Genomic DNA, 23,558 nt, shown 5'->3' with positions numbered 1-23,558 from the left:
ACGGCAGGTGGACAAGGGCGGCCCCGGGTTCTTGGCGGAATGGGGGCCGCCCTTGGCGTTACTGCTCGTTGTTGGTCCGGGCCCACAGGCCGGTGGTCCGGCTGTTGACGTTGCGCTGGTCCTGGTAGACGGGTCCGGTGTAGTGGTGGTGGATGTCCGGGGCGGGCTTGGCCCGGGTCGCGAGCCGTGCGAGGGCGAGCACGAGGGCGGTGGGGGCACCGAACACGAGGCCGCACACGAGCGGGTCGGCGAACTGGGACACGTACAGGAGCACGGCCGCCGTGCCGCCGACCATGGTGGTGGCGGTGCCGCCGGCGAGCATGAGCACGCTCGCGTCGGTGGCGCCCTGGCTCATCGGGGGCCGTCCGGGCTGGACGACTGGCGGGGTGGGGCCGTGGGCGGGGACTGGGGTGTCGTCGCGATAGGCGGTGGGCCGGTAGGCGTCGGAGATGATCCGGCGTGCCTCGGTGGCGGCCTCGTCATCGCTCATCCGGGCGTTCGGCCGGACCGTGCTGGAGGTGTGTTCGGGGTACATGCGGAATTCCTTCCGGCAGTAGGTCAGGGAGGTTGAAGCACCCCCTTGGGGGTGGGCTGTGGAGGGGGTTTCAGGGGTCTGACCTGGGATGCCTCCCTGCCTCCCTGAACGATCATTCGTGCAGGTCAGGGCAAGGGAGGCAGGTCAGGGAGGGGGTCAGGGAGTTCTCCCTGCCTCCCTGACCCGCCGGGGGTCGGCTCCCTGCTATTCGGCAGCGGAAGCGGAACCCTCGTCGTCGCGGTTGGCGAGGGCTCGGGCGAGGCGGTCGCGACCGACGACCATGACCCCGTCGGACTTGTACGGCTCGGCTCCGGTGCCGTCCAGGACGCGCTTGAGGTCGAGGAACGACCAGCCGCCGTAGGCGCCGGCATTGAGCGTGCCGAGCCGGGACAGCACGTCCTTCGTGCGCACCCGCTCCGCCGTGCCGACCACGGACGCGATGTCCGCGAGCGGGTCACGGTCTGGGTCGCGGTCGACGGCATGCAGGGTGGTGACACCGTCGCGCAGGGCCTTGGCCCGGTCGATGATGGCTTTGGCCGCGTCGTCGTCGATGTAGTGCGTGCGCACCGTGAGGGACGCCTGCCCGGCAGGAATGTCGATGCCGGACGATGCCACGACCAGGGTTCCCTGATCCAGACCAGGACGCAGCATGTTGGGGGCGGCGCCCCCGTCAACGGCCTTGTCCCCCAGCGCCATACGCGCCTGAGACTCCGTGCCCAGCGCGAGTGAGGCACGCGTGTGGGCGCCCTCGCGGACCAGCTTGGGAAGGTTCTGATCGGTGGGGTCCTGAGTGCCCTGCCACATCAGGACGTTGACCGCACGGCCCTGGTTGTGAATCTTGCGGACGGCCATGAAATAGCGGGAGTTGGCTTTGGAGCCGCCGTAGGGCCGCTTGTCGTCGTCCTTGGCCGGGCACATGAACGCCATCTGTGCTTCGTCGACCAGCACGATCAGTGCGGGGAAGACGGTGCCGGGCGGGGCCTGGATCCGGCGGTTCATCTCCTCTACCGCGCCCTCGACCATCTCGGTCACCTGGATCACGTGCTCATCCGTCGGGCCCTGGATCAGGGTGGTGGCGAGTCCGTCGAACATGGCCCAGTCGCCTACGCCCTTGAGGTCGCCCATGAGGAACTGGACCGACTTGTCGAGGGCGAGCCACAGGGCGAGCGATCGCAGGGCGACGGTCTTGCCCTGGTTGGACAATCCCGTGATGAGGAGGTGGCGCTGGTAGAGGCTGAGTGCGGCGGCGTCCCCGCGCAGGTCCTGCCCCCAGGGGGCTCGGCCCTTGCCGTAGTCGGCGGTCATAGTCTCGTCGGTGACCAGCGGGGAGGGGCCGATGGGCTCATCCAGCGCCCCGGAGTCCGCGACCCACAGGCGAACCGTGCGCGCGGCGGTCGGGATGGTGATGAACACCTCGTGCTCATGCCGGCTGAGGTTCTCAGCGAGCTTCCGCCGGCGCTGCTGAATCTCGATCGTCGACACCCCGGACGGAAGCGTGACGTCAACCTCGACACCGCATCCCGCGATCCGGATCGGACCGAGCATGCTCGCGCCGGCGTCACCCATGTCCTTGATGGCGTTGCGCAGTGCGGGCACTCCGAGGTCGCGCAGTGCCTTGACCACGATCGACGGGGTGATGGGCTCACCCTCGCCGTTGCGGACGTTGTCGGGAAGCGCCCACGCGGGGGCGGCTTGCTGCTTGCTGCCGACGGCCCACAGGGCGAGCAGGGCGAGGAACGGGCCGATCGTCAGGGCCGGACCCCACACGACCTGAACGATGGTGATGATGAGGCGGATGAATTCGATCACGGCCATGATCGGTGAGATCACGTCGGTGACGTCCTTGTTGGCGATGGCCAGGACGACTCCGAGCGCGACCAGGGCGCCGATGCCCATCCCGGTCCCGACCAGTACTCCCTTGGCCGCGTCGACCGGGGAGTGCAGGAGGTCCATGCGGCGGCGGTGGCGTTCTGCGCGGAAGCGCTGCCCGCGCTCCTCCCACTCAGCGGCAACCTCGTAGTTTCCTGCGGCTTCCGCCGCACGGAACATCCGCTCGTAGCGGGAGGCGGTCCGCCCGTCCCAGGTCCGCTTGGCCGCGATCTTCGCGCCCCCGGCGACGTACAGCGTGTGGCGGGCGACGGCACGAGCGGTGGTCTTGGTGGTCTCGTGCGTGACCACGGTCTTCACCGCGCGCCCCGAGCGCACCCACAGCGGAACGGGCGCGGCCGGTGCCGAGTCGGGGACCACGGTGAGTGTGGTCACGGGGGCCGGTTGGGTGTTCTTGTGCAGGTGAATGACGTTCTCACTCATGCGGGAGTACTCCTGACTGCCCCGTGTCGGGGTGAAGTTGAGGGGGAGATCGGTGCGGAGAGGGTGGGTGTGGTCACCACCAGGCCGACTTTTTCTTGTGCACGATGGTGGGGTGGCCGTTGCGCATGTGGTCGACGCACTGCGGGCAGTCCTCGCGGGGCCCGAGGTGGCGGTGTGCGCGGCGGTCGTGGGCGTGCTGCCAGCACTGCGGGCACTCGCCAGGGGGCGTGGGCTTGACGGCCATGGTCACCACCACCCCGAGGACTTCTTGGCGGCCTTGGCGTGTGCGGCTTCGGTGACGAGTCGCTGCCGTTCGGTCTGCAACGCGGTGAGTTCCGCGATCAGCCGTGTCTCAGCGGAGCTGGTGAGGGAGTCGAGCCGGTTGTCTGCGCGGGTGGTGCTCTTGTGGCGCAGGGTCCGGTAGGAGCCGCCGGCGAGAGCGGCGAGCATCGCGCGGCGCTCGGATCCGGTGAGCGGCCAGGTCTCGCCCTGGCGGACCGCTTCGAGTTTGCGGTTCGTCTCACGGATCGCACGGTCCAGCCGTCGGGTGTCAGCGTTGCCCATGGTCGGAACTCCTCAGGAACTGTCGGAGTGGTCGGGGTAGGCGCACAGGACGCACATGCCGAGTGAGCGCGGCATGCAGTAGCTGTAGATGACCTGGCACTTGGGGCAGGTGCGGCGGGCGAGCATCGCCAGGGCGAGCGTGCCCCACTTCCGCGAGGTCATCGGCCGTACGGGCTTGGCGAGGTCGATGCGGTAGAGGTAGGCGACCCGCACCCCGCCCGCGCGCCGGTTGATGCGCATGACCTGTGCCGCTATCGGCTGTCCGCCCGGACGCAGGCCACGGGCCCGCAACTGCCTGCGGGTGGCGAACTGGTCGTCGTCGGGGCAGTACTTCCAGGGGTAGGTGGGGATGCCGTAGCGGGCGCCGTTGGGGTCGAAGCACTTGCCGTATGCGCCGCTCATCACGGCGTTCCGACAGCGGCGGCGCGTTCGGTGAGCAGGGCGTCGCGCAGCATGCGGGCGTTGGCGGGTGAGGTGTGGACCTCACGGCGGATGCCCTCAGCGGTCACCTTCGCGTCCGGCCAACCGGTGGTCACGGTGCGCGCCTCATCGAGCAGTTGAGCCGGGGTCCGCTTCGGCCGTGCCGATCGGGCGGCGTCGGGAACGGTGCCGGTTGCCCCGCGCGGGCGGGTCGATGTGGCAGCCACCGCACGCTTCGCAGGCGCCGTGACCGGAGTCGGGTCGATGGCCTGTACCGGCTTGAACGGGAGAGCCGACTTCAGGAAGTCGACCGTGACCGGATCGGGCATCCGCCACGGCGCCACGATGATCGGTGCGGGGGTCGATTCCGCGAGGTCAGCCATAGACTGATTCCTCACGATCTCGGTCGATTCCTCCATATTCGCGATCGGGGCCGGAGTCGGGGTGGGGCGGTGGTGCAGCACCTTGGCGACCAGGTCGGATCCGAAGTAGATCGACCCGACCGGAAGCGAGGTGGCGAGCAGGACCAGCGCGTAGTTGGCGGGGTCCCAGTCGGCGAGGCGGCCCCAGTCGACCGACGCGCCGTGCAGGGCGGGTACGAGTCCGTGGACGTAGTTGAGGACCAGCGAGGCGAGCGTGTAGGTGCCCAGCACCCGCAGGGCGAATGTCCGGTCCTTGCCGATCAGGACCAGGGCGGCGATCAGGGCCAGGGCCATCAGGCCGTCGACCACGAACGGGTAGAGCTTCGCGGCCGTGTTGTCCGCGCCGATCGCACTGGCCACGTCCCGCAATGCGTTCCACGAGACCCGGAACGCCATACCGACGACGGCGACCAGCGCGGACACCAGGAGGATCTTTCCCCAGCGGTTCACCGGAGCCACCCCCGCTTCCTGGGCTTCGGGGTGATCCGTTCGGCCCTGGCTTCTTCATGCTTGCGTGCGGCCGTCTCGTCACCGTCGCAGCGCGACAGGTAGGCGGCCTGCTCGTAGGCGTCCATCGACCGCCACTCCTGGTGGGACAGCTGCTCAGGCTCCACAGCCGGACGGTGCGGACGCAGCGCAGCCTCACGGGCGTACTGCTGCTCCGGGGTCTCCATGTTCTTGAACCGGCGGCCCATCACGCACCGCCCCGAAGCTGCCGGCCGTGCAGCGTCCAGCCGAGGAACTGCATGAAGCAGCCGGCCGCGATGCCGTACGTCCAGAGGTGCTCATGGGTGGCGAACACGGCCGTGCTGCTGGCGAGCGCCGCCAGGATGCCCAGTGTGATCAGGAGCAGGGCCGCGCCCTTGGGTGACGGGTTGGCGCTCATGCGGCACCGCCCAGCGTCAGCAGGGCGGACAGGATGAGCAGGGCCCCGCCGGCGCAGGTCAGATCGACCGCGCGGCGCAGGCCGGTGAACTTGGCGACCGCGAGCCGCGACAGTCCGGCCACGTCGGCAGCAAGGTCACGGGCGGCGGTGCTGTGGGTGATCTCCTCAGCGGTGAGCGTCGCCCACAGCGGGAAGCCGTGCCGGCCCCGCAGGTTCGGGCGCACCGACCGCAGCAGCAGACCAGCCGCCGCGACCAGGAGCGCCATGCCCGCACTCCCGACCACCAGAGCGGACCAGTGCAGCGGCAGGTCGCGGGCGATCGTCCAGGCACCGGCCAGGACCGCGCCCACGAACGCCAGCAACAGCGCGGTCTTGCTGTCGGTCCGCGCGATCTCCGCCTTCACCTCGGCGAGCGCGGCCGTCAGATTCGCGTCGGGGGCACTCATGCGGCACCGCCCGCCGCGCTCGCCGTGGCGGTGCGGTTGGCCAGCGCCCGCCGCTCCTCCAGCACCCGACCGAACGCCCGGCGCACCCGCTTGGCGTCCACCTCGTTCGGCGTGTGGTTGAGAGCGATGATCTGCGCGTCGATCAGGTCGACGTCCGCCAGGATCAGCGGCATCTCCCGGTCGATCGCGTCCAGCTCAGCGGCCGTCGGCTCCATGAAGTCGGCGAACGCGGTAACAGCATCCTGAACAGTGACGATGTGGTTCATTGGGTCGTGTTCTCCCTAGTCGGTGGTGCGGCCCGAAAGCGCCCCCGGAGTTCCAGCTCCGGGGGCGCGCCGCTTTGGGGTGGGTGGGTCAGCGCTGGACGACGTCCTTGTCGAGGTCGCGGTGGTGGACCGTGACCGTGTGGCCGACCGCGCTCAGTCGTTCGGCGAGCGCGGAAGCGAAGGTGGGGGCGCGGTGACGTCCGCCGGCGCATCCGTCGGCGACGGTGACCGTTCCGGCGCTCGGGCCGGAAGCGAACGCGGCGACCGCGGTGGCGGTGGCCTCGACCAGGTCGGTGATGCCGGGGGTGTTGAGCACGGCGGTACGCACCGGAGCGTCGTTCGCGGTCATGTAGCGCAGCTCCGGCGACACGTGCGGGTCACGGAAGTGATGCCGAAGGTCGATCGTGAGATGCGCGGCGGGCGGTGCGTTGTGCAGGTAGCCGAACGAAACGATCTCCACAGCAACACTCATGGGGAAACTCCTCAACTGGCGACGTGAAAGGGGGTGTTGCACTGCAAGGGGGACCAAGTCCCCACTCTCCGGCCGTTGCTCGCGGTCACCGGGCCACCTCGCCAGTCGGGCCGAAGCCCTGTCCCCTGGCCTTTAGCGGGATTGCAGCGTCCCCGCCCTCTGCGTTGGAGCAGCCCAAAGAAGGGCCACCCCGGCGCCTCGCTGAACTAGTTCTGCGGTGCGCTGTGATGATTAAGGCACGCTCCGGAGTGGGAGTCAACAGAACTAGTTCAGAGTTCCTGGGATTCGCTTCGACGGTCACGAAGCGATCCCGGCTATCCTCTTAGGACTAGTTCTGTAAGACTGGGGTCGCGAGTCACACATCCAAGGGAGTCACGCGTGGAGGAGACCAAGGTTCCGAAGGTTCAGCGGCTTGCCGCTGAGCTGCGGACGAAGATTCGGCAGGGGGTGTACCCCCCGGGGGCCGCGCTGCCCAAGGTCCGGGAACTTCAGGAATCCGAAGGCGTCGCCTACCAGACCGTGCGCGACGTGTACCGGGTGCTGGAGGACGAGGGGCTGATCATTTCCCGCAGGGGTGAGGGCACCTTCGTGTCGCCGATCCTCGGGAAGATCCATCGGGACGGCACAGGCCGCTACATCAAGTCGGCCCGCGAAGAGGCCGGCGCCCGGGGCGCGTTCGCGGCGGAAATCGCCCGGCTCGGGATGACCTCGAACGCGACAACCGTGATCAGCCGGGAGCGGCCACCGAAGCGGGTTGCCGAGATCCTCGGCATCCATCACGCAGCGAAGGCACTCGCCAGGGCGCGCGTCATGCGTGCTGACGCCACCGTTGTTCAGGTGGCAACCTCGTACTTCCCCGGGGATGTGGCGTTCGGTACGCAGCTTGAGCAACAGGACACCGGGGATGGCGGAAGCAAGTCCCGTCTCGCCGAACTCGGCTACCAGCAGACCAGCATCCGGGAGTCCATCGACGTACGGCCCCCGAGTAAGACCGAGGCCGAGTCGCTCGGCATCTCAGCCGACAGGTTGGTCTACGAGATCACTCATGTCGGTCTAACCGAGAGCGGCAGGGCTGTAGAGGTCTGCGTGCACGTTATGCCCATCACCCTCTGGTCACTCAGCTATGAGTGGCCCATCGACCTACCCTCAGCCTGAGAGGAACACCGAAGTGACCAGCAACACCGCCATCGTCCGCGATGCCACAGAGCGCTACCGCACTGCTCGACGGGAGGCAGGCGAGAGCCGGGGGGCTTTCGAGACCGAGATCAAGCGACTCGGGGGGACTCCCCGTGTGGAAACCGCCATCCGTCGCGACACCGCGCCTTCTCAGGTTGCCGAGCTTCTCAGCATCGCGGCCACCGACCAGACCGTCATCCGCGCCCGGCACATGTACGACGGTGACCGCTTGGTCCAGCTCGCCGACTCGTACGTCCCCGTGGACGTGGCGGAAGCGGCCGGCATCGAGAGCCCCGACCCTGGCCTTGGCGGCATCATCAGCCGAATGCGCGACGCGGGATTCGAGCAGACCGAAGCTGTCGAGGAAGTCACCCTGTACGCAGCCACCTCAATTGAGGCGGAGGCGTTCGGGGTCGAGGTCGGCAGCAACTTGCTTCAGATCACGCACACCGGTTACACGAAGACCGGTCGTGCGGTTGAGGTCACCGTGCACCGCCCTAGCCCCGGTTGGGTTCTGCGATACAGCCCGCCCATCAGCTGATCGCCGCGCACATCGACGGCCCGCACGGAACGGTGCGGGCCGTCGTCGTTTTCGCCTCCCCCTTGACAGAATCTCGCCTCATGGGCGAAGCGGTACTTCTGATTTTGGGTGCAGTACTTGGGTACTTCGGGCACGTTGGACAGGAGCGGTACACACACAAGCAGCAACAGAAGGCTGACGATGTGGCGCAGATGAAAGCCCTCCATGCCGAGTTCATCAAGCTGCGCGACCTGTGGGGAGACCAGCGCCAAGCTCTGCACATGGCCTCGACCCTGGAAGGTCAAGTTGCCCTGCTTCGCAATGCCAAGCTCCGAAAGCGCGTGCTCCTGGATTTGGACTATGCCCGGGACGCGATCGTGATCACCCCAGCTGATGAGCGCCAACGTGCCCGAAAGGTGTGGACGCAAGACGCTCTTGACTGCCTCGCGGCTGTCGCGAGGGGTAGCCGTCTTCCCGAGCCCGGAGACGACTACAACACCCACCTCTTTTTCCTCGATCGAATGGGTGCAAGGTTGGCACCATCCTTGAGCAGGATTACCGATGCCCTGGCGGAAAATCCTGAGCTTGTCGCCCTTGTTGAGGAGCGAAACGCATGGGAGAAGCGACGGCGAGCGCACACCGGATGGCGTCGCATCCTGTTCTGGCAGACGCGCCGCTGACCAAGATCGAGCAGCCGGTAATGCCGTGGGTCGCCTGCCTCCCGTCCTGTCCGTTCAGTGGCCCGTGGGCCATCTGTGGGCCAGTAGGACGGTTGCGGGCCACTGGGACAGCATCCGAGCAGGTCACAGCGCTATGGATGCGGACTGCGCGACGCTCTTGAAAACCGTCGTGGCAGCGATGTCACCGTGGGTTCAAATCCCACACCCACCGCGCAGGTCAGACGTGTTGCAGGTCAGAAGGGGTGCCCCTGAGAACGGGGCACCCCTTCTGTGTTGCTCTCCTTCTGCTTCTGGGTTGCCCTTCAGGTCCGGTTTCCCGTCATGCGTGCCGCCGAGGCCACCGTCGAGCGGGCCTCGCGGAGTGTGAGGCCGGTGTGTACGGCCGCGTCGATCAGGGCGGGGGTCAGGGCCGGGCCGATGCCGTTCTCGTAGGCGCGGCAGGCCGCCCAGAAGAGACGGGTGTTGCGTTGGCCTGCGTGGGCCGCCAGGACGAACTGGATCAGGCCTTGGCCCTGCCCGTGGACGTCCGCCGGTGTCGAGGACGAAGTCGGCTTGGCGTGCCGTGGTGGCGGCAGAAGTAGTCGTAGCAGGGCCGGCGGGCAGGGTGCGGGAGCCAACTGCGCGGTGCCCGGAGCGGTGCTGTAGACGCCCTGTTCGGTACGGGAGCCGGGGCCGACGAGGTAGCCGCCGGCGCCGCGGACGTCGATGCCGGGGGCCAGCCGGCTCGCCGAGTTGGGGACGGCCACGTCCGGCGGACCGCTCAGCCACAGGTGGCGGCCGCCGCTCGGGGTGAGGACGACCACTGTCTCCGGGATGGTGAACAGGTGGCGCAGGGCCAGTTCGCGCAGGGCCGCCGACGACTCCGTACCGGACTTGGTGTCCAGGTCGATGCCGATCAGATGGTACGGCGGCAGGCCACAGGCGATGCCGTAGCCGGTGGCCCAGGGGGCGGCCGTGAAGAGCGTGCGAATGCGGCGTGGGTCGGTCGAGGCGTCGTACACGCCGTGCCCGAAGCGGCCGCACTCGCCGTGGCAGACGGGCAGGCCGGCGGGGTCGGTGCGGTGAGGGGAGCGGAGGGCGGGGAGCTTCGTACGGGACAGCGGAATGACCGCGAGGCCGCGCTCGGCGGCGGACAGTGCGTGGGCCAGGGCCATGGTCGTGGCCTGCCGGTCGATGGTGGTGGTGGCCATGCCTCTATGTTCGTACGAGTGTTCGAAAAAAGGAAGAGGGTTCGGCGAGACACAGGGGCGGCGGCGGGTGTTTCAGGGGGTGTGGGAGAGATTGGCCGAAAAAGTGCCGGAACGCTTCATCTCGTGCGGTGCCTGTCGTCCGAGCCCACCTTGCGGCGTTGACCTGCGACTTTGAGCCAGAGTCGATGGGTGAAAGGTCGCGAAAGGCGTTTATCGACTTGTCCTCACGCTTCAGGGGGAATCGATGCTTCCGGGGTGGTTCGCCGGGGATTCGGTGGGCAACTCTGGAGTCGCGACGTCGTGCACATCACCGAGGCGGTCGGCCAACTGCCTTGGGACAAGCCGTACTTCCCGGTTCACCCCGGTGCGTACATCCGGTTCTTCTGGAGGAATTCACATGGCAAGCATCCGTACCGCCCGCGTCTTCGCCGCCGTCGCGGCCCTGCCCCTCGCGGCCACCCTCTTCACGGGTGTCGCGGCGGCAGACAACGGCGCCTTCGCGGACGACGGATCGAACGCGGCGGTGGCGACCATCAGCGGCAGCGGTGTCGGTGGCAACAACCACGGCAACTCGTCCACCACGCAGCAGCAGGCGGTCGGCTCCGGCGCCTCCAACCAGAACAACACGGCCCAGGTGAACGGTTCCGCGTTCACGGCCATCGACCAGTCGAACACCGTCGTCAACTTCACCAACCTCTGGTGAGCCGCGGGCCGATGCGCCCTCATCGGCCCGGAAACTCCCGTGCGGGGTTGTGCTCTGTGGGGTTCTAACGCGTCTGCGCGGCGGTGCTTCGGTGCTGTCGCGCAGACGTTTTTGTGTGTCCACGCGCGTGCGTGCCCATGCACATCGGCTGTGTGTGCGGCGTGTGCGGCGTGTGCGTCGGGGGCCGTGCGTATCGAGTGCGTGTGCATCAGGGGTGGGTGCCTCGGGTCCGTCCGCAGAGTTCGTGCGCTGAGTTCGTGCGCAGAGTTTCTGCGCTCGGGATGTTCGGGAGGGGCGCCTGGAGTGTCCGGCGAAGGTGCCTGGTGCGGGCTCCGGTGACCTTGACAGTCCGCATTATCTGACGGACAGTCAGAAACCCTTGTTCGTACGAGGTCCGGGAGGCCGCCGCCGTGCACCTCGCCCCCACCGAAGGCCAGCAGCGGCTGCGCGCCGAGCTCCGTACGTATTTCCGCGACCTGATGCCGGACGGGCCTCCGTCGCACGATGACCCCGGCAGGCAGCGCGCGCTGCTGCGCCGCATCGGCGCCGACGGGCTCCTCGGGCTCGGCTGGCCCGTCGCGTACGGGGGCCAAGGGCGCGGCGCGGATGAGCAGTTCGTGTTCTTCGACGAGGCGTACCGGGCCGGTGCGCCTGTGTCGATGGTCACGCTGAACACCGTCGGACCGACGCTCATGAAGTACGGGAGCGAGGAACAGAAGGACTTCTTCCTGCCCCGCATCCTGAGCGGTGACCTCGTCTTCGCGATCGGGTACTCGGAGCCCGAGGCGGGGACGGACCTGGCGTCGCTGCGGACGCGGGCGGTGCGGGAGTGCGGGGGTGCCTTCGGCTCGGGCCCTGCTTCGGGTCCTGGTCCTGGCTCGGGTCCTGCTTCGAGCCCTGGCTTGGACTCCGGCTCGCGCGCGGCTGAGAGTGCGGCTCGGGGCGCGGGTGAATCCGGAGCCGATGGAGGCGGTGCCGACACCGGCGCAGGCGCCGGTGCCGGTGCCGGTGCCAGTGTCGGTGCCGGTGCCAGTGCCAGTGTCGGCGGAAACTGGCTGATCGACGGGCAGAAGATCTTCACCTCCAACGCCCAGAACGCCGACTGGATCTGGCTCGCCTGCCGGACCGACCCGGAAGCGCCCAAGCACCAGGGCATCTCGATCATCCTCGTGCCCACGGACGCGCCCGGCTTCTCGTGGACACCGATCGAGACGGTGGGCGGGCAGACGACGACGGCCACGTACTACGACGGGATCCGCGTCCCGGCCGCGAACCTCGTCGGCGAGGAGAACGGCGGCTGGAATCTCATCACCAACCAGCTCAACCACGAACGGGTCGCGCTCGCCGCGATCGGCATGCAGGCCGAGGACTTCTATGCGGCCGCGCTGAGAGCGGCGCGCAACCCCGATCCGGTGACCGGTCGGCGCCGGGTTGACGAACCGTGGGTGAGGTTCCAACTGGCCGAGGCGCATGCCCGACTGGCGGCATCACGCCTGCTCAACTGGCGTTTGGTGGGGGATGTCGGGGCTGGCCGGCTGGCGCCGGGCGACGCGAGCGGCGTGAAAGTGGTGGGAACCGAATCGGCGGTCGCGGTGTACCGAATATGTCAGCAAATTGTCGGAGCGGACGCCCTGGTCCGCTCCGGTTCACCGGGGGTGTTCGGGGACGGTGAGCTGGAGCGGATGAACAGGGCGGCGCAGATCAACACGTTCGGGGGCGGGGTGAGCGAGGTGCAGCGGGAGATCGTGGCGACGATGCGGCTCGGGATGCGGAGGGGGCGGCGGTGAGCGACGAAGTGGACCGGGTGGACGGGGTGGACGAAGTGGACGGGGCGCGCGTGCTGTCCGGGCGGCTCAAGGCGTACGAGGGCCGGCCGGCCGCCGTCGCCGGCGCGGGCCGGGATCCGGTCAACGCACCGATGATCAGGCACTGGTGCGAGGCGATAGGGGACGCGAATCCGGCGTACGAGGGGCCGGACGCCGTCGCGCCGCCCACCATGCTCCAGGCGTGGACCATGGGCGGCCTCTCCGGGCACACAGGGCGTACGCAGGCGTACGACAAGCTGCTGGGGCTCCTCGACGAGGCCGGTTACACATCGGTGGTTGCGACCGACTGCGAGCAGGAGTATCTGCGACCACTGCGGCCCGGGGACGAGATCACCTTCGACGCGGTGATCGAGTCGGTCTCGGAGCCCAAGACGACCAAGCTGGGGAGGGGTTACTTCGTCACAACAAGGATGGATGTACGGGCGGGCGGCGAGCCGGCGGGGACCCACCGCTTCCGGATCCTCAAGTACGCACCGGCCGGGCGCCGGAAGCAGCAGGAACCGAAGGCGCGACGCCCGCGTCCGGTGATCAACCGGGACAACGCGGGTTTCTGGGAGGGGGTGGGTCGGCATGAGCTGCTGATCCAGCGGTGCGGCGGCTGCGGCGCGCTGCGGTTCCCCTGGCTGCCGGGGTGCAACGCATGCGGCTGCCCGAAGTGGGACACGGTCGAGGCGAGCGGGGACGGCACGGTCTACTCGTACGTCGTCATGCACCACCCGCCCTTCCCGGCCTTCGACCCTCCCTACGCGGTCGGCCTGATCGAACTCGCAGAGGGCGTGCGGATGGTGAGCAACGTGGTGGGGGTGCCGTACGACAAGGTGCGGATCGGCATGCCCGTGCGGCTCGAATTCCGCCGGTACGACGATGAGTTGGAGCTACCGGTCTTCCGGGCCGACGAGGCCGACGAGGCCTACGAGGTCGGCGCGGGCGGCGGTGGAGGCTGACATGGACTTCACGCTCACCGAAGAGCAGGCGGCCGCCCGGGACCTCGCCGCGCGGATCCTCGGCGACCTCTCCACGCCCGAGCGGCTCGCCGCGGCCGGGACCGGGAGCGACGCCGAGTTGTGGAAGGCAATGTGCGCGGCCGGGCTGGTGGCGGCCGTGACGGACATCGGACTGCTCGGCCTGGTGCTCCTCCTGGAGGAGCAGGGACGCGCCACCGCCCAGGTGCCGTTCGCGGCGAGCTGTGTGTACGGGCTGCTGGCGGTGGCGGCCCATGGTTCACCGGAGCAGCGGGAGCGGCTGCTGCCAGGGATCGGTGACGGGACGGTGGTGGTCAGCGGGGCGATCTTCGGGTCGGGCCCGGCAGTAACGGCAGAAGGGCCGGATGCGATACGTGGGGGCGCGGCTGGACGCGACGTACGGACGGGCGCGCCTGGAGGTGTACGTACGGGAGGGCCCGGAGCTGTACGGATGGGAGGGTCCGGAGCCGTGCGCACGGGAAGAAGGTCCGGAGCCGTGCGGACGGGCGGCCCTGGAGCTGTACGTACGGCGCCTCAGGGGCTGTTGAGCGGCACCGTTCCCGTGGTGCCCTGGTTGCGAGACGCCACCCATGTGCTTGTCGCGGACGACCTGCGTCGGCTGTGGCTGGTGCGGACCGCAGAAGCTGCGTGCGAACCGGTGGAGCTGACGGCGCCCTGGTCTGCGGGGCGACTGACGCTGGACGGGACACCCGGCGAGCGGCTCGGCGGCGACGGCGCGTACGACGACGTGCTCGCCACCGCACGTACCGCTTTCGCGGGGCTGCAGGCCGGGGTCTGCGCGGGATCGCTGGCCCGGGCGGTGGAACACACCAACGCGCGTGAGCAGTTCGGGCGCCCGCTCGCCGCCAAGCAAGGGGTCCAACTCCTGGCAGCCGACGCGTACATGGACACCGAGGCGATACGGGTGACGGCGTACGAGGCGGCGTGGCGGCGTGACGAGGGCCTGGCGTACGCGACCCAAGCCCTGACTGCCGCCTGGTGGGCGTCGGAGGCGGGCCGGCGAGTGGTGCACGCGGGCCAGCATCTGCACGGTGGGACGGGGGCCGACCTGGAGCACCCTGTGCACCGGCACTTTCTGTGGGGGCGGCAACTGGACGCGTATCTGGGATGCGGGAGCGAAGTGCTCCAGGAACTGGGGGAGTTGATCGTGAACGGGGAGGAAGGGACATGAGGGTCGAGGGTTCGAAGGGCGGAGGCGCGAGCCCCGGAGAGGCGGAAGTCGGAAGCGCAACGGTCGACGACGTCACGGTCGACGACGTCACGGTCGACGACATGACGGTCGGCGACATGACGGTCGGCGACATGACGGCTGACAACGTGTGGGCCGGGGACGTGAGGGTCGGGGATGTACTGCCGCCGCTGGAGATCGAGGTCACGCGCACCTTGATCGTGGCCGGGGCCATCGCGTCACGGGACTACCAGGACGTGCACCACGACGCGGAGCTGGCGCGGCAGAAGGGTTCCCCCGACATCTTCATGAACATCCTGACCACCAACGGGCTGGTCGGAAGGTACATCACGGACCACTTCGGACCGGGCGCGGTCCTCCGCAAGGTGGCCATACGGCTCGGGGCGCCCAACTACCCGGGCGACACCATGGTGTTGACCGGCTCGGTGGAGGAGCTCGCGGGCGACACCGCGACGGTGCGGGTCGTCGGGGCGAACGGCATCGGCAGACACGTGACCGGCACGGTGACGGTCACTCTTCCACCCGGGGGTGCCCCATGAGCGTACGGACGCGGGACACCCTCGGCGGGCGGGCCGCGATCGTCGGGATCGGGGCCACCGAATTCTCCAAGGATTCGGGGCGCAGCGAGCTGCGGCTGGCTGTCGAGGCGGTGCGGGCCGCGCTCGACGACGCGGGGCTGACGCCCGGGGACGTGGACGGGATGGTCACGTTCACGATGGACACCAGCCCGGAGATCACCGTCGCCCAGGCGGCCGGAATGGGGGAGCTGTCCTTCTTCTCGCGCGTCCACTACGGGGGCGGGGCGGCCTGCGCGACCATCCAGCAGGCGGCGCTCGCGGTGGCGACCGGGGTGGCCGAGGTCGTGGTCTGCTATCGGGCGTTCAATGAGCGATCGGGACGTAGATTCGGTTCCGGCGTGCAGCAGCGGGAGCCGTCGGCGGAGGGGGCGGCGCTCGGGTGGGCCCTGCCGTTCGGGCTGCTCACGCCCGCGTCCTGGGTGGCGATGGCGGCACAGCGGTATCTGCACACGTACGGGCTGAAGCCCGAGGTGTTCGGCCAGGTCGCCGTGGTGGACAGGAAGTACGCGGCGACGAACCCGGCGGCCTACTTCCACGGCAGACCGATCACACTCGCCGAGCACGCGGCCTCGCGGTGGATCGCGGAGCCGCTGCGGCTGCTGGACTGCTGCCAGGAGACGGACGGTGGCCAGGCACTGGTGGTCACCTCGCTGGAGAGGGCCCGCGATCTGCCGCATCCCCCCGCGGTGATCATGGCCGCCGCTCAGGGCGCGGGCCGCGGACAGGAGCAGATGACCAGCTTCTACCGGGACGGCTTCTACCGGGACGGTCTGACCGGGCTGCCGGAGATGGGCGTGGTGGCACGGCAGCTGTGGCGGACGACCGGGCTGACTCCGGCGGACATCGACGTGGCGATCCTCTATGACCACTTCACGCCGTTCGTGCTGATGCAGCTGGAGGAGTTCGGGTTCTGCGCGCCGGGGCAGGCCGCGGACTTCGTCGCCGAGGAGCGGCTGCCGCTCAACACACACGGCGGACAGCTGGGGGAGGCGTATCTGCACGGGATGAACGGTGTGGCGGAGGCGGTGCGACAACTGCGGGGGACGGCCGTGAACCAGATACCGCGTCCCCGCCACACGCTCGTCACCGCCGGTACGGGGGTTCCCACGTCGGGGTTGGTCCTGGGCGTCGACGCGGATGCCGGTGCGGGTTCCTAGCCCGTTCGGGCATGGCCGGAGGTGAGCTGCGGGGCCCGGGGGGCCGTGGCCCGCGTACTCCCGTCGTACTCGTCCCTCAGGGGTGAACCCTCAGAGGGCAGGACCTACTCGTCCACCTTCAGGAGGTGGGGGAAGCCCCCCTCCTACAACCTGAGGCGGACAACGCTTCGGGACCTGCGGCCGATCCGCAGGAGTAGGGGTCGATCCTAGCGTGGAGCCATGACCACACCCGTCTGCACCAGCGCTTCGAACGCCGCGACGCGGACCCTTCCGTACGCGCCCTACCCGTCGTTCGCGTCGTACGTGAAGGCCCGCCAGCCGGTGCTGTTGCGTACCGCCCGGTCGCTGACCGCGAACCCGTGCGATGCCGAGGACCTGTTGCAGACCGCGCTCACCAAGACATACGTCGCGTGGGAGCGGATCGAGGACCACCGGGCGCTCGACGGCTACGTACGGCGGGCGCTGCTGAACACGCGGACATCGCAGTGGCGCAAGCGCAAGGTCGACGAGTTCGCGTGCGACGAACTGCCGGAGCCGGAGGGGGCGCCCGTCGGGGACCCCGCCGAGGAGCAGGCCCTGCACGACGCGATGTGGCGGGCGATCATGAAGCTGCCGGCGCGGCAGCGGGCGATGGTCGTCCTGCGGTACTACGAGGACCTGAGCGAGGTGCAGACGGCGGAGGTGCTCGGTGTCTCCGTCGGGACGGTGAAGTCGGCGGTGTCGCGTGCGCTGGGCAAGCTGCGCGAGGACCCCGAGTTGGAGCCCGTCCGGTAGCGGCCGCTCCCCGGACGGTGTGACCGACGCCACTGGTCATCCGCCGACATCAGCTCCCCCGCCCCCTAAGTCCCCGCGCCCTAACCCCCCGCCTCCCGCCCCCGCCTCCCGCCTCCTCGGCCTCCCAGCTTCCGGACTCTCGCCTCCGAGCTTCCAGGCTCCCGGCCTCGCGCCTTCCCGCCCCCCGAAGGACCGCCGCGAGCTGATCGATCATCCCGGCTACTAGTGACATACCGCGCGGTATGTGCGCAGAATCAGCCCAACCCTTGCCACCGCGTAGGCAATGCCGCCCCCGGGAGGAACGCCGTGCTGAGCACGATGCAGGACGTACCGCTGCTGATTTCGAGGATCCTGACCCACGGGTCGGCGATCCACGGAACATCACAGGTGATCACCTGGACCGGCGAGGGAGAGCCGCAGCGCCGTTCCTACGCCGAGATCGGCGCCCGAGCCGCACAGCTCGCGCACGCCCTGAGTGACCTCGGAGTGGAGGAGGGGCATCCGGCGGGGACGCTGATGTGGAACAACGCCGAGCATGTGGAGGCGTACTTCGCGATCCCCTCCATGGGTGCGGTCCTGCACACCCTCAACCTCCGGCTCCCCGCGGAGCAGCTCGTCTACATCGTCAACCACGCTGCCGACCGCGTGATCATCGCCAACGGCTCGCTGCTTCCGCTGCTCGCGCCGCTTCTCCCCCATCTGCCGACGGTCGAGCACGTGGTGGTCTCGGGGCCCGGTGACCGTTCGCTGCTCGACGGGGCGACGGCGCGCGTGCACGAGTACGAGGAGCTGATCGCGGGCAGGCCTACCAGCTACGACTGGCCCCAGCTGGACGAGCGTACGGCCGCGGCCATGTGTTACACCTCTGGCACGACGGGCGACCCCAAGGGCGTCGTCTACTCGCACCGTTCCATCTACCTGCACTCCATGCAGGTCAACATGGCCCAGTCGATGGGTCTCACCGACCGGGACACCTCCCTGGTGGTTGTCCCGCAGTTTCATGTCAACGCCTGGGGTCTGCCGCACGCGACCTTCATGACCGGCATCAACCTGCTGATGCCGGACCGCTTCCTTCAGCCCGCGCCGCTCGCCGAGATGATCGAGAGTGAGAGGCCGACGCATGCCGCGGCCGTCCCCACCATCTGGCAGGGTCTGCTCGCCGAACTGACCGCCAAGCCCCGCGACGTCTCCTCCCTCACCCAGGTCACCATCGGCGGCTCCGCCTGTCCGCCCTCGCTCATGGAAGCCTTCGACAAGCTGGGCATGCGTGTCTGCCACGCCTGGGGTATGACGGAGACGTCCCCGCTGGGCACGATCGCCCGGGCGCCGGCCCATGTCGTGGGCACGGACGAGGAGTTCGCGTACCGGCTGACGCAGGGCCGCTTCCCCGCCGGCGTCGAGGCCCGCCTCACCGGCCCGGACGGCGAACGGCTCCCCTGGGACGGCGAATCCGCAGGAGAACTGGAGGTCCGCGGCCCCTGGATCGCGGGCGCGTACTACGGCGGCCCGGGTGCCGAACCCCAGCGCCCCGCCGACAAGTTCAGCGAGGACGGCTGGCTCAAGACCGGAGACGTCGGCACGATCAGTTCCGACGGTTTCCTGACGCTCACCGATCGTGCCAAGGACGTCATCAAGTCGGGCGGCGAGTGGATCTCGTCGGTCGACCTGGAGAACGCCCTGATGTCCCACCCGGACGTCGCCGAGGCCGCGGTCGTCGCCGTCCCCGACGACAAGTGGGGTGAGCGTCCCCTCGCCACCGTCGTCCTTCGGGAAGGAACCACTGCCGACTTCAACACCCTCCGCGCCTTCCTCGCCGACCAAGGGAAGATCGCCAAGTGGCAGCTCCCCGAACGCTGGACGATCATCGAGTCGGTCCCGAAGACGAGCGTCGGCAAGTTCGACAAGAAGGTGCTGCGCAGGCAGTACGCCGCGGGTGAGCTGGACGTCACGCAGATCTAGCAGTTCCTGGAGGAGACTTGGGGCGTTGTTTCACGTGAAACAACGCCCCAAGTCTTATATGTGCGAAGTCAGTTCGGACCCCGATGCCTGCCCTGCGCGGGTCAGTGATGCCGGCCCTGCCTGGATCGGTGACGCCGGCCCTGCGCGGGTCGGTCAGTTCGTGCCGATGCGCGCCAGCAGGTCCACGATCCGCTCCTGCACCTCGGCGCTCGTTGAGCGCTCCGCCAGGAACAGGACCGACTCCCCCGAGGCCAGCCGTGGAAGTTCGGCCTGGTCGACGGAGGCGGTGTAGACGACGAGCGGTGTGCGGTTCAACTGCCCGTTCGCGCGCAGCCAGTCGACGATCCCGGCCTGGCGCCGGCGTACCTGCATCAGGTCCATCACCACCAGGTTCGGCCGCATCTGAGAGGCCAGCGTCACCGCGTCCGCGTCGGTCGACGCCCGCGCGACCTGCATCCCGCGTCGCTCCAGCGTCGCCGTCAGCGCGAGCGAGATCTCCGCGTGCTCCTCGATGAGCAGCACGCGCGGCGGGTGCTGCTCGGAATCCCGAGGAGCCAGGGCCTTCAGGAGTACGGCGGGATCGGCGCCGTACGCCGCCTCGCGCGTCGCCTGCCCGAGTCCCGCCGTCACCAGGACGGGCACCTCGGCGGCGACAGCCGCCTGGCGCAGAGACTGGAGTGCCGTGCGCGTGATCGGCCCGGTCAGCGGGTCGACGAAAAGCGCGGCCGGGAAGGCGGCGATCTGCGCGTTGACCTCCTCGCGCGAGTGCACGATCACGGGCCGGTAGCCGCGGTCGCTCAGCGCCTGCTGGGTCGCCACGTCGGGTGCGGGCCACACGAGCAGACGCCGCGGGTTGTCCAGCGGCTCCGGCGGCAACTCGTCGTCCAGGGGCTGCAGACGTGGCTGATCGGCGACCTCGACGGCACCACCGGGGCCGTCGAGCGGCTCGGGGCCCTCGTCGGCGTTCTCGTCCGGGGCTCCTATGGCGTACGACCGCCCGGCACCCTCGGTGGCTCCGGCCGGCCGCGCCCCGGGGGCGTGCCCGCCCTGCGGGTGCGGACGGGCTGCCGTCTCCGGGCGCTCGGCGGCAGGCTCGGGGGGTGTGCCGAGCTTGCGACGACGCCCGCCGTTGCCGTTGGCCTGGTGCGGGGGAGGCGTCGGGGACTGGGACTGCGGCTGGGCCTGTGCCTGTGGCGCCTGTGCTTGTGGGGCCGACGGCTGGTTCGGGGCGGGCTGGCGGCCGAACGGCACACCCTGGCCGAGTGCCCGGACACTGATCGCGCGGCCCTGCGTCGAGTTGGGGTCGACAGGGGCCCGGGTCTCGGCGGGCAGTGGCTGAGCGACGCGCGGTTGGGCGGAGGGGGTGAGAGGCGCGGCTTGAGCGGGTGTTCCGGGCTGTGCCGGGGATCCGGCGCCTGAGGCGTCGTGGGCGCTCGCGTTCGGCCAGGGCTGCGGGGTGGGTGTGGCGCCAGCGGAGGTCTCGGCGTTCCCGGGCCACGGTGTCGGCGTGGCGGAAGGCTGCGCGGGAACGGGCTGCCCGGTGGCGGCCGCCCCCGGAACTCCCTGCGGCGGAACTCCCTGCGGCGGAACTCCCTGTGCCGGAACCCCTTGCGCCGGAACTCCCTGCGCAGGTGTTCCCGCCGCCCCCTGCTGCGCCGCGGCACGTGCCGCCCGCCGCCGTCCCGTAGGGCTGGAAACGGGGTGCGGCTGGGGCGGAGTGTGATCGTCGGCCGGGTCGTGCTGCATCGCGTCATGGCGGCCGTCGTCGGTCCGGCCCTGAGGAGCGCCGACAGCGCCGGCCTGCTGGAGGCGCTGCCGCTGGGCCTGCTGCTGAGCTTCGACGTACTCCGGCGACCGGTCCGCGTCCGCGGGCGGCAGTGCGAACACCGTGCGGGCGCCCGCTTCCTGCGTGGCGGCACGCTCGGCCGAGGCGGCCAGCGCGCGCCGACGCCGCCCGGGCGCCCCCTCCACAGCCGCACCGCCGTCGGCGCCCTGCGCACCGGCCGAGCTCGGAGCCGCGGGCAACGCCGGCGGCAGCGCGTGCTGTTCGCCGCCCTGACGTGCGCGCCGTCCGGAAGACACGGCCACGCCCTGCGCGGACACGGGTACGCCCTGCGGAGGCACCGTCCCGCCAAGCCCCGTACCCGTCGCCGCGGTCCCCGCCCCATGCTCGCCCGCCATGACGACCGCGCCTTCGGAGGCGCCCCCCGCAGGGCCCCCGGCCACATCGCCGGCCGAGTTCTCGACGGGGCTCGGTCGTCCACGCCGCCGCCCCGTACCGCCGGAGGTCCCACCATCGCCGGAGCTCTCGATGCCGGCCCCCTGCGCGGGAACGGACACCGCGGCGGTCGACCCGGACGCCTGCTCCTCCGCCATACGCCGCCGCCGACGCCCGGTGGGCGCGGTCGAGCCGCCGTCAGTGGCAGGGTCGGTGCCGGAGTCCGGGTCGGACTCCCCCGCCACCTCGCTCTCCAGGAAGGCGTCCACGGAGGACCGCCGCGCCCGCCGCCTGCCACCAGCCTGCTGGGAGGCCTGCTCGGGAAGGGCGATCTCGGCGCCGACCCCGGAGCCGGTCTCGACGGCGGCCGGAACCGCCCCGGCCCCACCGCCGATCGGCACCTCCAGCACGAACGAACTGCCGCTCATCCCCGGCACCTCGTGCGTCTGCAGCACGCCACCGTGCGCACGCACCGTCCCGCGCACGATCGGCCCGTGCACCGGGTCTCCCCCGGCGTACGGCCCGCGCACCTCGATGCGTACGACCTCACCACGCTGCGCCGCCGCCACGACGACGGTGTTGTCCATGTAGCCGCCCGCGGACACAGGCGCGTTGCCGGTGGCGTCGACTCCGGCGACGTCCGCGATGAGATGCGCGAGGGCGTTGGCCAGCCGCTGCGGATCGACCTCGGCCTCGATGGGCGGCGCGTGTACGGCGAACTGCACGCGTCCTGGCCCGATCAGTTCGACGGCGCCTTCGACACCGGCCGCGACGACCGCGTCGAGCATGACGTTCGTACGGGAGATCTGCTCGGCCCCGGAGTCGAGCCGCTGGTAGCCGAGCACGTTGTCGACCAGGGTCGTGATCCGCGAGTAGCCGGCGGCGAGGTGGTGGAGCACCTGGTTGGCCTCGGGCCACAGCTGTCCGGCGTCGTCCGCGGCGAGCTTGGACAGTTCACCGCGCAGCTGGTCCAGGGGACCGCGCAGGGACAGCGAGAGGACGGCGAGCAGCTGCTCGTGCCGGGCGTCGAGGGCCTCGTACCGGTCCTTCTCGCGCTCGCCGAGCGACGCGTACCGCTCGTCGCCCGCGGCCAGTTCCTCCTCGTGCTGCTCGCGCAGTTCGGCCAGCTCGGCGGCATGCTGCTCGCGCAGTTCGGCGAGTTCCCTGTCGTGGTCCTCGGCGGCTCGCGCGAGCTCCTGCTCGTGGCGCTCCTCGGCCTTGTCCTTCTCCTCGGCGAGGTTGTCGTACGGCCGCCGGTCGGTGAACGTCATCACGGCGCCGACGAGCTGGTCCCCGTCGCGCACGGGCGCGGTCGTGAGGTCGACCGACACCTTGTCCCCGGACTTGGACCACAGCACCTGCCCGCGCACCCGGTGCTTTCGCCCGGAGCGCAGGGTGTCGGCGAGCGGCGACTCCTCGTACGAGAAGGGCTCGCCGTCGGCGCGCGAGTGGAGGATGAGGGCGTGCAGCGCCTGCCCGCCCAGATCACTGGCCCGGTATCCGAGTATCTGAGCGGCCGCCGGATTGACGAGAACAACCCGCCCGTCCGTGTCCGTTCCCACGACACCCTCGGCCGCGGCCCGCAGGATCATCTCGGTCTGCCGTTGCGAACGTGCGAGTTCGGCCTCGGTGTCGACGGCGCCCGACAGATCCCGTACGACCAGCATGAGCAGCTCGTCGTTGGCGGGGCCGTAGTTGTCGTAGGCCTGCTGGCCGTTCTCGAGATTCGCACTGGTGACTTCGACAGGGAACTCACTGCCGTCGGTACGCCGCGCGATCATCCGGGTCGGCTTGGTCCGCCCGCTCGGGTCGATCGACTCGGGCCGCCGCATGCTGCCGGGGATGAGCCGTGAGTCGAACGCGGGCAGCAGATCGAGCAGTCCGCGCCCCACCAGAGCGGTACCCGGGGCCTCGAAGGCCTCCAGGGCGATGGTGTTCGCGTTGACGACGGTCCCATTGGCGTTGACCAGCACCAACGCATCGGGCAGCGCGTCCAATATGGCTGCGAGGCGAGCAGCGCCTCGGGATGGCCTGCTGCTCACGAGACGCTTCCTCCCTGTTACCGCACCTTGCCGTCCGCGGGTGCCATCTTGCCAATCGTCCCGCAGCGTGTCACGCGAGGGAGTCTACGGGCAGAGGTTGCGCTCGCGACGCCGGATGAGAGGGAGGTCGCACGGAGAACTGACGTAGAAACCACGCAGAAGCGACGCAGAAGCCGTGATCGCACATTTCGCCCCCTTCGCCCCTCTGTGGAGCCGTGACGCGTTGGGGAATCCGCAGTGCC

The 23,558-nt window shown here is 69.8% G+C and carries 24 protein-coding genes and 1 tRNA gene; 12 read left to right on the top strand and 13 right to left on the bottom strand.

Features of this window, described 5'->3' with window-relative positions:
• Window positions 1–58 precede the first annotated feature (58 nt).
• The 11 genes from ACFWP7_RS14380 to ACFWP7_RS14330 all read right to left on the bottom strand — a co-directional run bounded on the left by ACFWP7_RS14380 (window position 59) and on the right by ACFWP7_RS14330 (window position 6,321).
• Window positions 59–535 carry a hypothetical protein gene (locus ACFWP7_RS14380; protein ID WP_384381179.1) on the bottom strand — a complete coding sequence of 159 codons (477 nt, stop codon included), beginning with the start codon at window positions 533–535 and terminating at the stop codon, window positions 59–61.
• A gap of 204 nt (window positions 536–739) precedes the next feature.
• Window positions 740–2,845 carry an FtsK/SpoIIIE domain-containing protein gene (locus ACFWP7_RS14375; protein ID WP_384381177.1) on the bottom strand — a complete coding sequence of 702 codons (2,106 nt, stop codon included), beginning with the start codon at window positions 2,843–2,845 and terminating at the stop codon, window positions 740–742.
• A 73-nt stretch (window positions 2,846–2,918) separates the two neighbouring features.
• Window positions 2,919–3,089: a pRL2-8 gene (locus ACFWP7_RS14370; protein WP_384381175.1), complete on the bottom strand. Its 171-nt coding sequence runs from the start codon at window positions 3,087–3,089 to the stop codon at window positions 2,919–2,921.
• 2 nt (window positions 3,090–3,091) lie between these two features.
• Complete coding sequence (locus tag ACFWP7_RS14365; protein ID WP_384381173.1) at window positions 3,092–3,409, bottom strand: hypothetical protein; 318 nt, start codon at window positions 3,407–3,409, stop codon at window positions 3,092–3,094.
• Window positions 3,410–3,421: 12 nt separating this feature from the next.
• Complete coding sequence (locus tag ACFWP7_RS14360; protein ID WP_384381171.1) at window positions 3,422–3,811, bottom strand: RRQRL motif-containing zinc-binding protein; 390 nt, start codon at window positions 3,809–3,811, stop codon at window positions 3,422–3,424.
• Window positions 3,811–4,701, bottom strand: a complete 891-nt coding sequence (locus ACFWP7_RS14355) for a DUF2637 domain-containing protein (RefSeq protein WP_384381306.1) — start codon at window positions 4,699–4,701, stop codon at window positions 3,811–3,813. Before ACFWP7_RS14355 ends, ACFWP7_RS14360 begins: the two co-directional genes overlap by 1 nt.
• Window positions 4,698–4,946 (bottom strand): hypothetical protein, encoded by a 249-nt coding sequence (locus tag ACFWP7_RS14350; RefSeq protein WP_384381169.1) that lies wholly within the window; start codon window positions 4,944–4,946, stop codon window positions 4,698–4,700. Before ACFWP7_RS14350 ends, ACFWP7_RS14355 begins: the two co-directional genes overlap by 4 nt.
• Window positions 4,946–5,137: a hypothetical protein gene (locus tag ACFWP7_RS14345; RefSeq protein WP_384381167.1), complete on the bottom strand. Its 192-nt coding sequence runs from the start codon at window positions 5,135–5,137 to the stop codon at window positions 4,946–4,948. Before ACFWP7_RS14345 ends, ACFWP7_RS14350 begins: the two co-directional genes overlap by 1 nt.
• Window positions 5,134–5,583, bottom strand: coding sequence for a Pycsar system effector family protein (locus ACFWP7_RS14340; RefSeq protein ID WP_384381165.1), 450 nt, complete (start codon window positions 5,581–5,583; stop codon window positions 5,134–5,136). The genes ACFWP7_RS14345 and ACFWP7_RS14340 overlap by 4 nt, the downstream gene beginning before the upstream one ends.
• Window positions 5,580–5,849, bottom strand: a complete 270-nt coding sequence (locus ACFWP7_RS14335; RefSeq protein WP_384381163.1) for a DUF6284 family protein — start codon at window positions 5,847–5,849, stop codon at window positions 5,580–5,582. The genes ACFWP7_RS14340 and ACFWP7_RS14335 overlap by 4 nt, the downstream gene beginning before the upstream one ends.
• Before the next feature lie 88 nt (window positions 5,850–5,937).
• A complete protein-coding gene (locus tag ACFWP7_RS14330) occupies window positions 5,938–6,321 on the bottom strand; it encodes an ATPase (RefSeq protein WP_384381161.1) in 384 nt (127 codons plus the stop codon).
• 378 nt (window positions 6,322–6,699) lie between these two features.
• On the opposite strand from ACFWP7_RS14330, the gene ACFWP7_RS14325 reads away from it, so the two are divergent.
• The 4 genes from ACFWP7_RS14325 to ACFWP7_RS14310 all read left to right on the top strand — a co-directional run bounded on the left by ACFWP7_RS14325 (window position 6,700) and on the right by ACFWP7_RS14310 (window position 8,905).
• Window positions 6,700–7,476 carry a GntR family transcriptional regulator gene (locus ACFWP7_RS14325; RefSeq protein ID WP_384381159.1) on the top strand — a complete coding sequence of 259 codons (777 nt, stop codon included), beginning with the start codon at window positions 6,700–6,702 and terminating at the stop codon, window positions 7,474–7,476.
• Window positions 7,477–7,489: 13 nt separating this feature from the next.
• The gene (locus ACFWP7_RS14320; protein ID WP_384381157.1) at window positions 7,490–8,038 is read left to right on the top strand and encodes a UTRA domain-containing protein; all 549 of its coding nucleotides are present in this window, start codon (window positions 7,490–7,492) and stop codon (window positions 8,036–8,038) included.
• An 80-nt stretch (window positions 8,039–8,118) separates the two neighbouring features.
• A complete protein-coding gene (locus tag ACFWP7_RS14315; RefSeq protein ID WP_384381155.1) occupies window positions 8,119–8,697 on the top strand; it encodes a hypothetical protein in 579 nt (192 codons plus the stop codon).
• A gap of 127 nt (window positions 8,698–8,824) precedes the next feature.
• A tRNA-Ser gene (locus ACFWP7_RS14310) sits at window positions 8,825–8,905 on the top strand.
• A 94-nt stretch (window positions 8,906–8,999) separates the two neighbouring features.
• Here the strand turns inward: ACFWP7_RS14310 and ACFWP7_RS14305 are convergent.
• Complete coding sequence (locus ACFWP7_RS14305; RefSeq protein WP_384381153.1) at window positions 9,000–9,887, bottom strand: bifunctional DNA primase/polymerase; 888 nt, start codon at window positions 9,885–9,887, stop codon at window positions 9,000–9,002.
• A gap of 397 nt (window positions 9,888–10,284) precedes the next feature.
• Here ACFWP7_RS14305 and ACFWP7_RS14300 point away from each other — a divergent pair, with 397 nt between their 5' ends.
• The 8 genes from ACFWP7_RS14300 to ACFWP7_RS14265 all read left to right on the top strand — a co-directional run bounded on the left by ACFWP7_RS14300 (window position 10,285) and on the right by ACFWP7_RS14265 (window position 19,056).
• A complete protein-coding gene (locus ACFWP7_RS14300; RefSeq protein ID WP_365440626.1) occupies window positions 10,285–10,590 on the top strand; it encodes a hypothetical protein in 306 nt (101 codons plus the stop codon).
• 410 nt (window positions 10,591–11,000) lie between these two features.
• The gene (locus tag ACFWP7_RS14295) at window positions 11,001–12,377 is read left to right on the top strand and encodes an acyl-CoA dehydrogenase family protein (protein WP_384381151.1); all 1,377 of its coding nucleotides are present in this window, start codon (window positions 11,001–11,003) and stop codon (window positions 12,375–12,377) included.
• Window positions 12,374–13,360 carry a bifunctional MaoC family dehydratase N-terminal/OB-fold nucleic acid binding domain-containing protein gene (locus ACFWP7_RS14290; protein ID WP_384381149.1) on the top strand — a complete coding sequence of 329 codons (987 nt, stop codon included), beginning with the start codon at window positions 12,374–12,376 and terminating at the stop codon, window positions 13,358–13,360. The genes ACFWP7_RS14295 and ACFWP7_RS14290 overlap by 4 nt, the downstream gene beginning before the upstream one ends.
• 1 nt (window position 13,361) lies before the next feature.
• Window positions 13,362–14,570: an acyl-CoA dehydrogenase family protein gene (locus ACFWP7_RS14285; protein WP_384381147.1), complete on the top strand. Its 1,209-nt coding sequence runs from the start codon at window positions 13,362–13,364 to the stop codon at window positions 14,568–14,570.
• 161 nt (window positions 14,571–14,731) lie between these two features.
• Entirely contained in the window at window positions 14,732–15,127 is a 396-nt protein-coding gene (locus ACFWP7_RS14280; RefSeq protein ID WP_384381304.1) for a MaoC family dehydratase, read from the top strand.
• The gene (locus ACFWP7_RS14275; protein ID WP_384381145.1) at window positions 15,124–16,323 is read left to right on the top strand and encodes a lipid-transfer protein; all 1,200 of its coding nucleotides are present in this window, start codon (window positions 15,124–15,126) and stop codon (window positions 16,321–16,323) included. The genes ACFWP7_RS14280 and ACFWP7_RS14275 overlap by 4 nt, the downstream gene beginning before the upstream one ends.
• A 219-nt stretch (window positions 16,324–16,542) precedes the next feature.
• Window positions 16,543–17,097, top strand: a complete 555-nt coding sequence (locus ACFWP7_RS14270; RefSeq protein WP_384381143.1) for a SigE family RNA polymerase sigma factor — start codon at window positions 16,543–16,545, stop codon at window positions 17,095–17,097.
• Window positions 17,098–17,403: 306 nt separating this feature from the next.
• Entirely contained in the window at window positions 17,404–19,056 is a 1,653-nt protein-coding gene (locus ACFWP7_RS14265) for a long-chain fatty acid--CoA ligase (RefSeq protein WP_384381141.1), read from the top strand.
• 153 nt (window positions 19,057–19,209) lie between these two features.
• Here ACFWP7_RS14265 and ACFWP7_RS14260 read toward each other — a convergent pair whose 3' ends face one another.
• A complete protein-coding gene (locus tag ACFWP7_RS14260; RefSeq protein ID WP_384381139.1) occupies window positions 19,210–23,316 on the bottom strand; it encodes a PAS domain-containing protein in 4,107 nt (1,368 codons plus the stop codon).
• Window positions 23,317–23,558: the final 242 nt, after the last annotated feature.

The sequence above is a fragment of the Streptomyces sp. NPDC058470 genome, assembly GCF_042721055.1.
Taxonomy (GTDB): Bacteria; Actinomycetota; Actinomycetes; order Streptomycetales; family Streptomycetaceae; genus Streptomyces.
Note: the sequence above shows the minus strand (reverse complement) of the source record. Positions and strands in the feature narration are given on the sequence as shown.

Excerpts from the sequence above, each read along its gene's own strand:
- ACFWP7_RS14340 (WP_384381165.1), bottom strand. The coding sequence starts at position 5,583 with ATGAGTGCCCCCGACGCGAATCTGACGGCCGCGCTCGCCGAGGTGAAG.
- ACFWP7_RS14365 (WP_384381173.1), bottom strand. The coding sequence starts at position 3,409 with ATGGGCAACGCTGACACCCGACGGCTGGACCGTGCGATCCGTGAGACG.
- ACFWP7_RS14300 (WP_365440626.1), top strand. The coding sequence starts at position 10,285 with ATGGCAAGCATCCGTACCGCCCGCGTCTTCGCCGCCGTCGCGGCCCTG.
- ACFWP7_RS14270 (WP_384381143.1), top strand. The coding sequence starts at position 16,543 with ATGACCACACCCGTCTGCACCAGCGCTTCGAACGCCGCGACGCGGACC.
- ACFWP7_RS14275 (WP_384381145.1), top strand. The coding sequence starts at position 15,124 with ATGAGCGTACGGACGCGGGACACCCTCGGCGGGCGGGCCGCGATCGTC.
- ACFWP7_RS14350 (WP_384381169.1), bottom strand. The coding sequence starts at position 4,946 with ATGGGCCGCCGGTTCAAGAACATGGAGACCCCGGAGCAGCAGTACGCC.
- ACFWP7_RS14285 (WP_384381147.1), top strand. The coding sequence starts at position 13,362 with ATGGACTTCACGCTCACCGAAGAGCAGGCGGCCGCCCGGGACCTCGCC.
- ACFWP7_RS14305 (WP_384381153.1), bottom strand. The coding sequence starts at position 9,887 with ATGGCCACCACCACCATCGACCGGCAGGCCACGACCATGGCCCTGGCC.
- ACFWP7_RS14315 (WP_384381155.1), top strand. The coding sequence starts at position 8,119 with ATGGGCGAAGCGGTACTTCTGATTTTGGGTGCAGTACTTGGGTACTTC.
- ACFWP7_RS14380 (WP_384381179.1), bottom strand. The coding sequence starts at position 535 with ATGTACCCCGAACACACCTCCAGCACGGTCCGGCCGAACGCCCGGATG.
- ACFWP7_RS14330 (WP_384381161.1), bottom strand. The coding sequence starts at position 6,321 with ATGAGTGTTGCTGTGGAGATCGTTTCGTTCGGCTACCTGCACAACGCA.
- ACFWP7_RS14370 (WP_384381175.1), bottom strand. The coding sequence starts at position 3,089 with ATGGCCGTCAAGCCCACGCCCCCTGGCGAGTGCCCGCAGTGCTGGCAG.
- ACFWP7_RS14375 (WP_384381177.1), bottom strand. The coding sequence starts at position 2,845 with ATGAGTGAGAACGTCATTCACCTGCACAAGAACACCCAACCGGCCCCC.
- ACFWP7_RS14335 (WP_384381163.1), bottom strand. The coding sequence starts at position 5,849 with ATGAACCACATCGTCACTGTTCAGGATGCTGTTACCGCGTTCGCCGAC.
- ACFWP7_RS14360 (WP_384381171.1), bottom strand. The coding sequence starts at position 3,811 with ATGAGCGGCGCATACGGCAAGTGCTTCGACCCCAACGGCGCCCGCTAC.
- ACFWP7_RS14345 (WP_384381167.1), bottom strand. The coding sequence starts at position 5,137 with ATGAGCGCCAACCCGTCACCCAAGGGCGCGGCCCTGCTCCTGATCACA.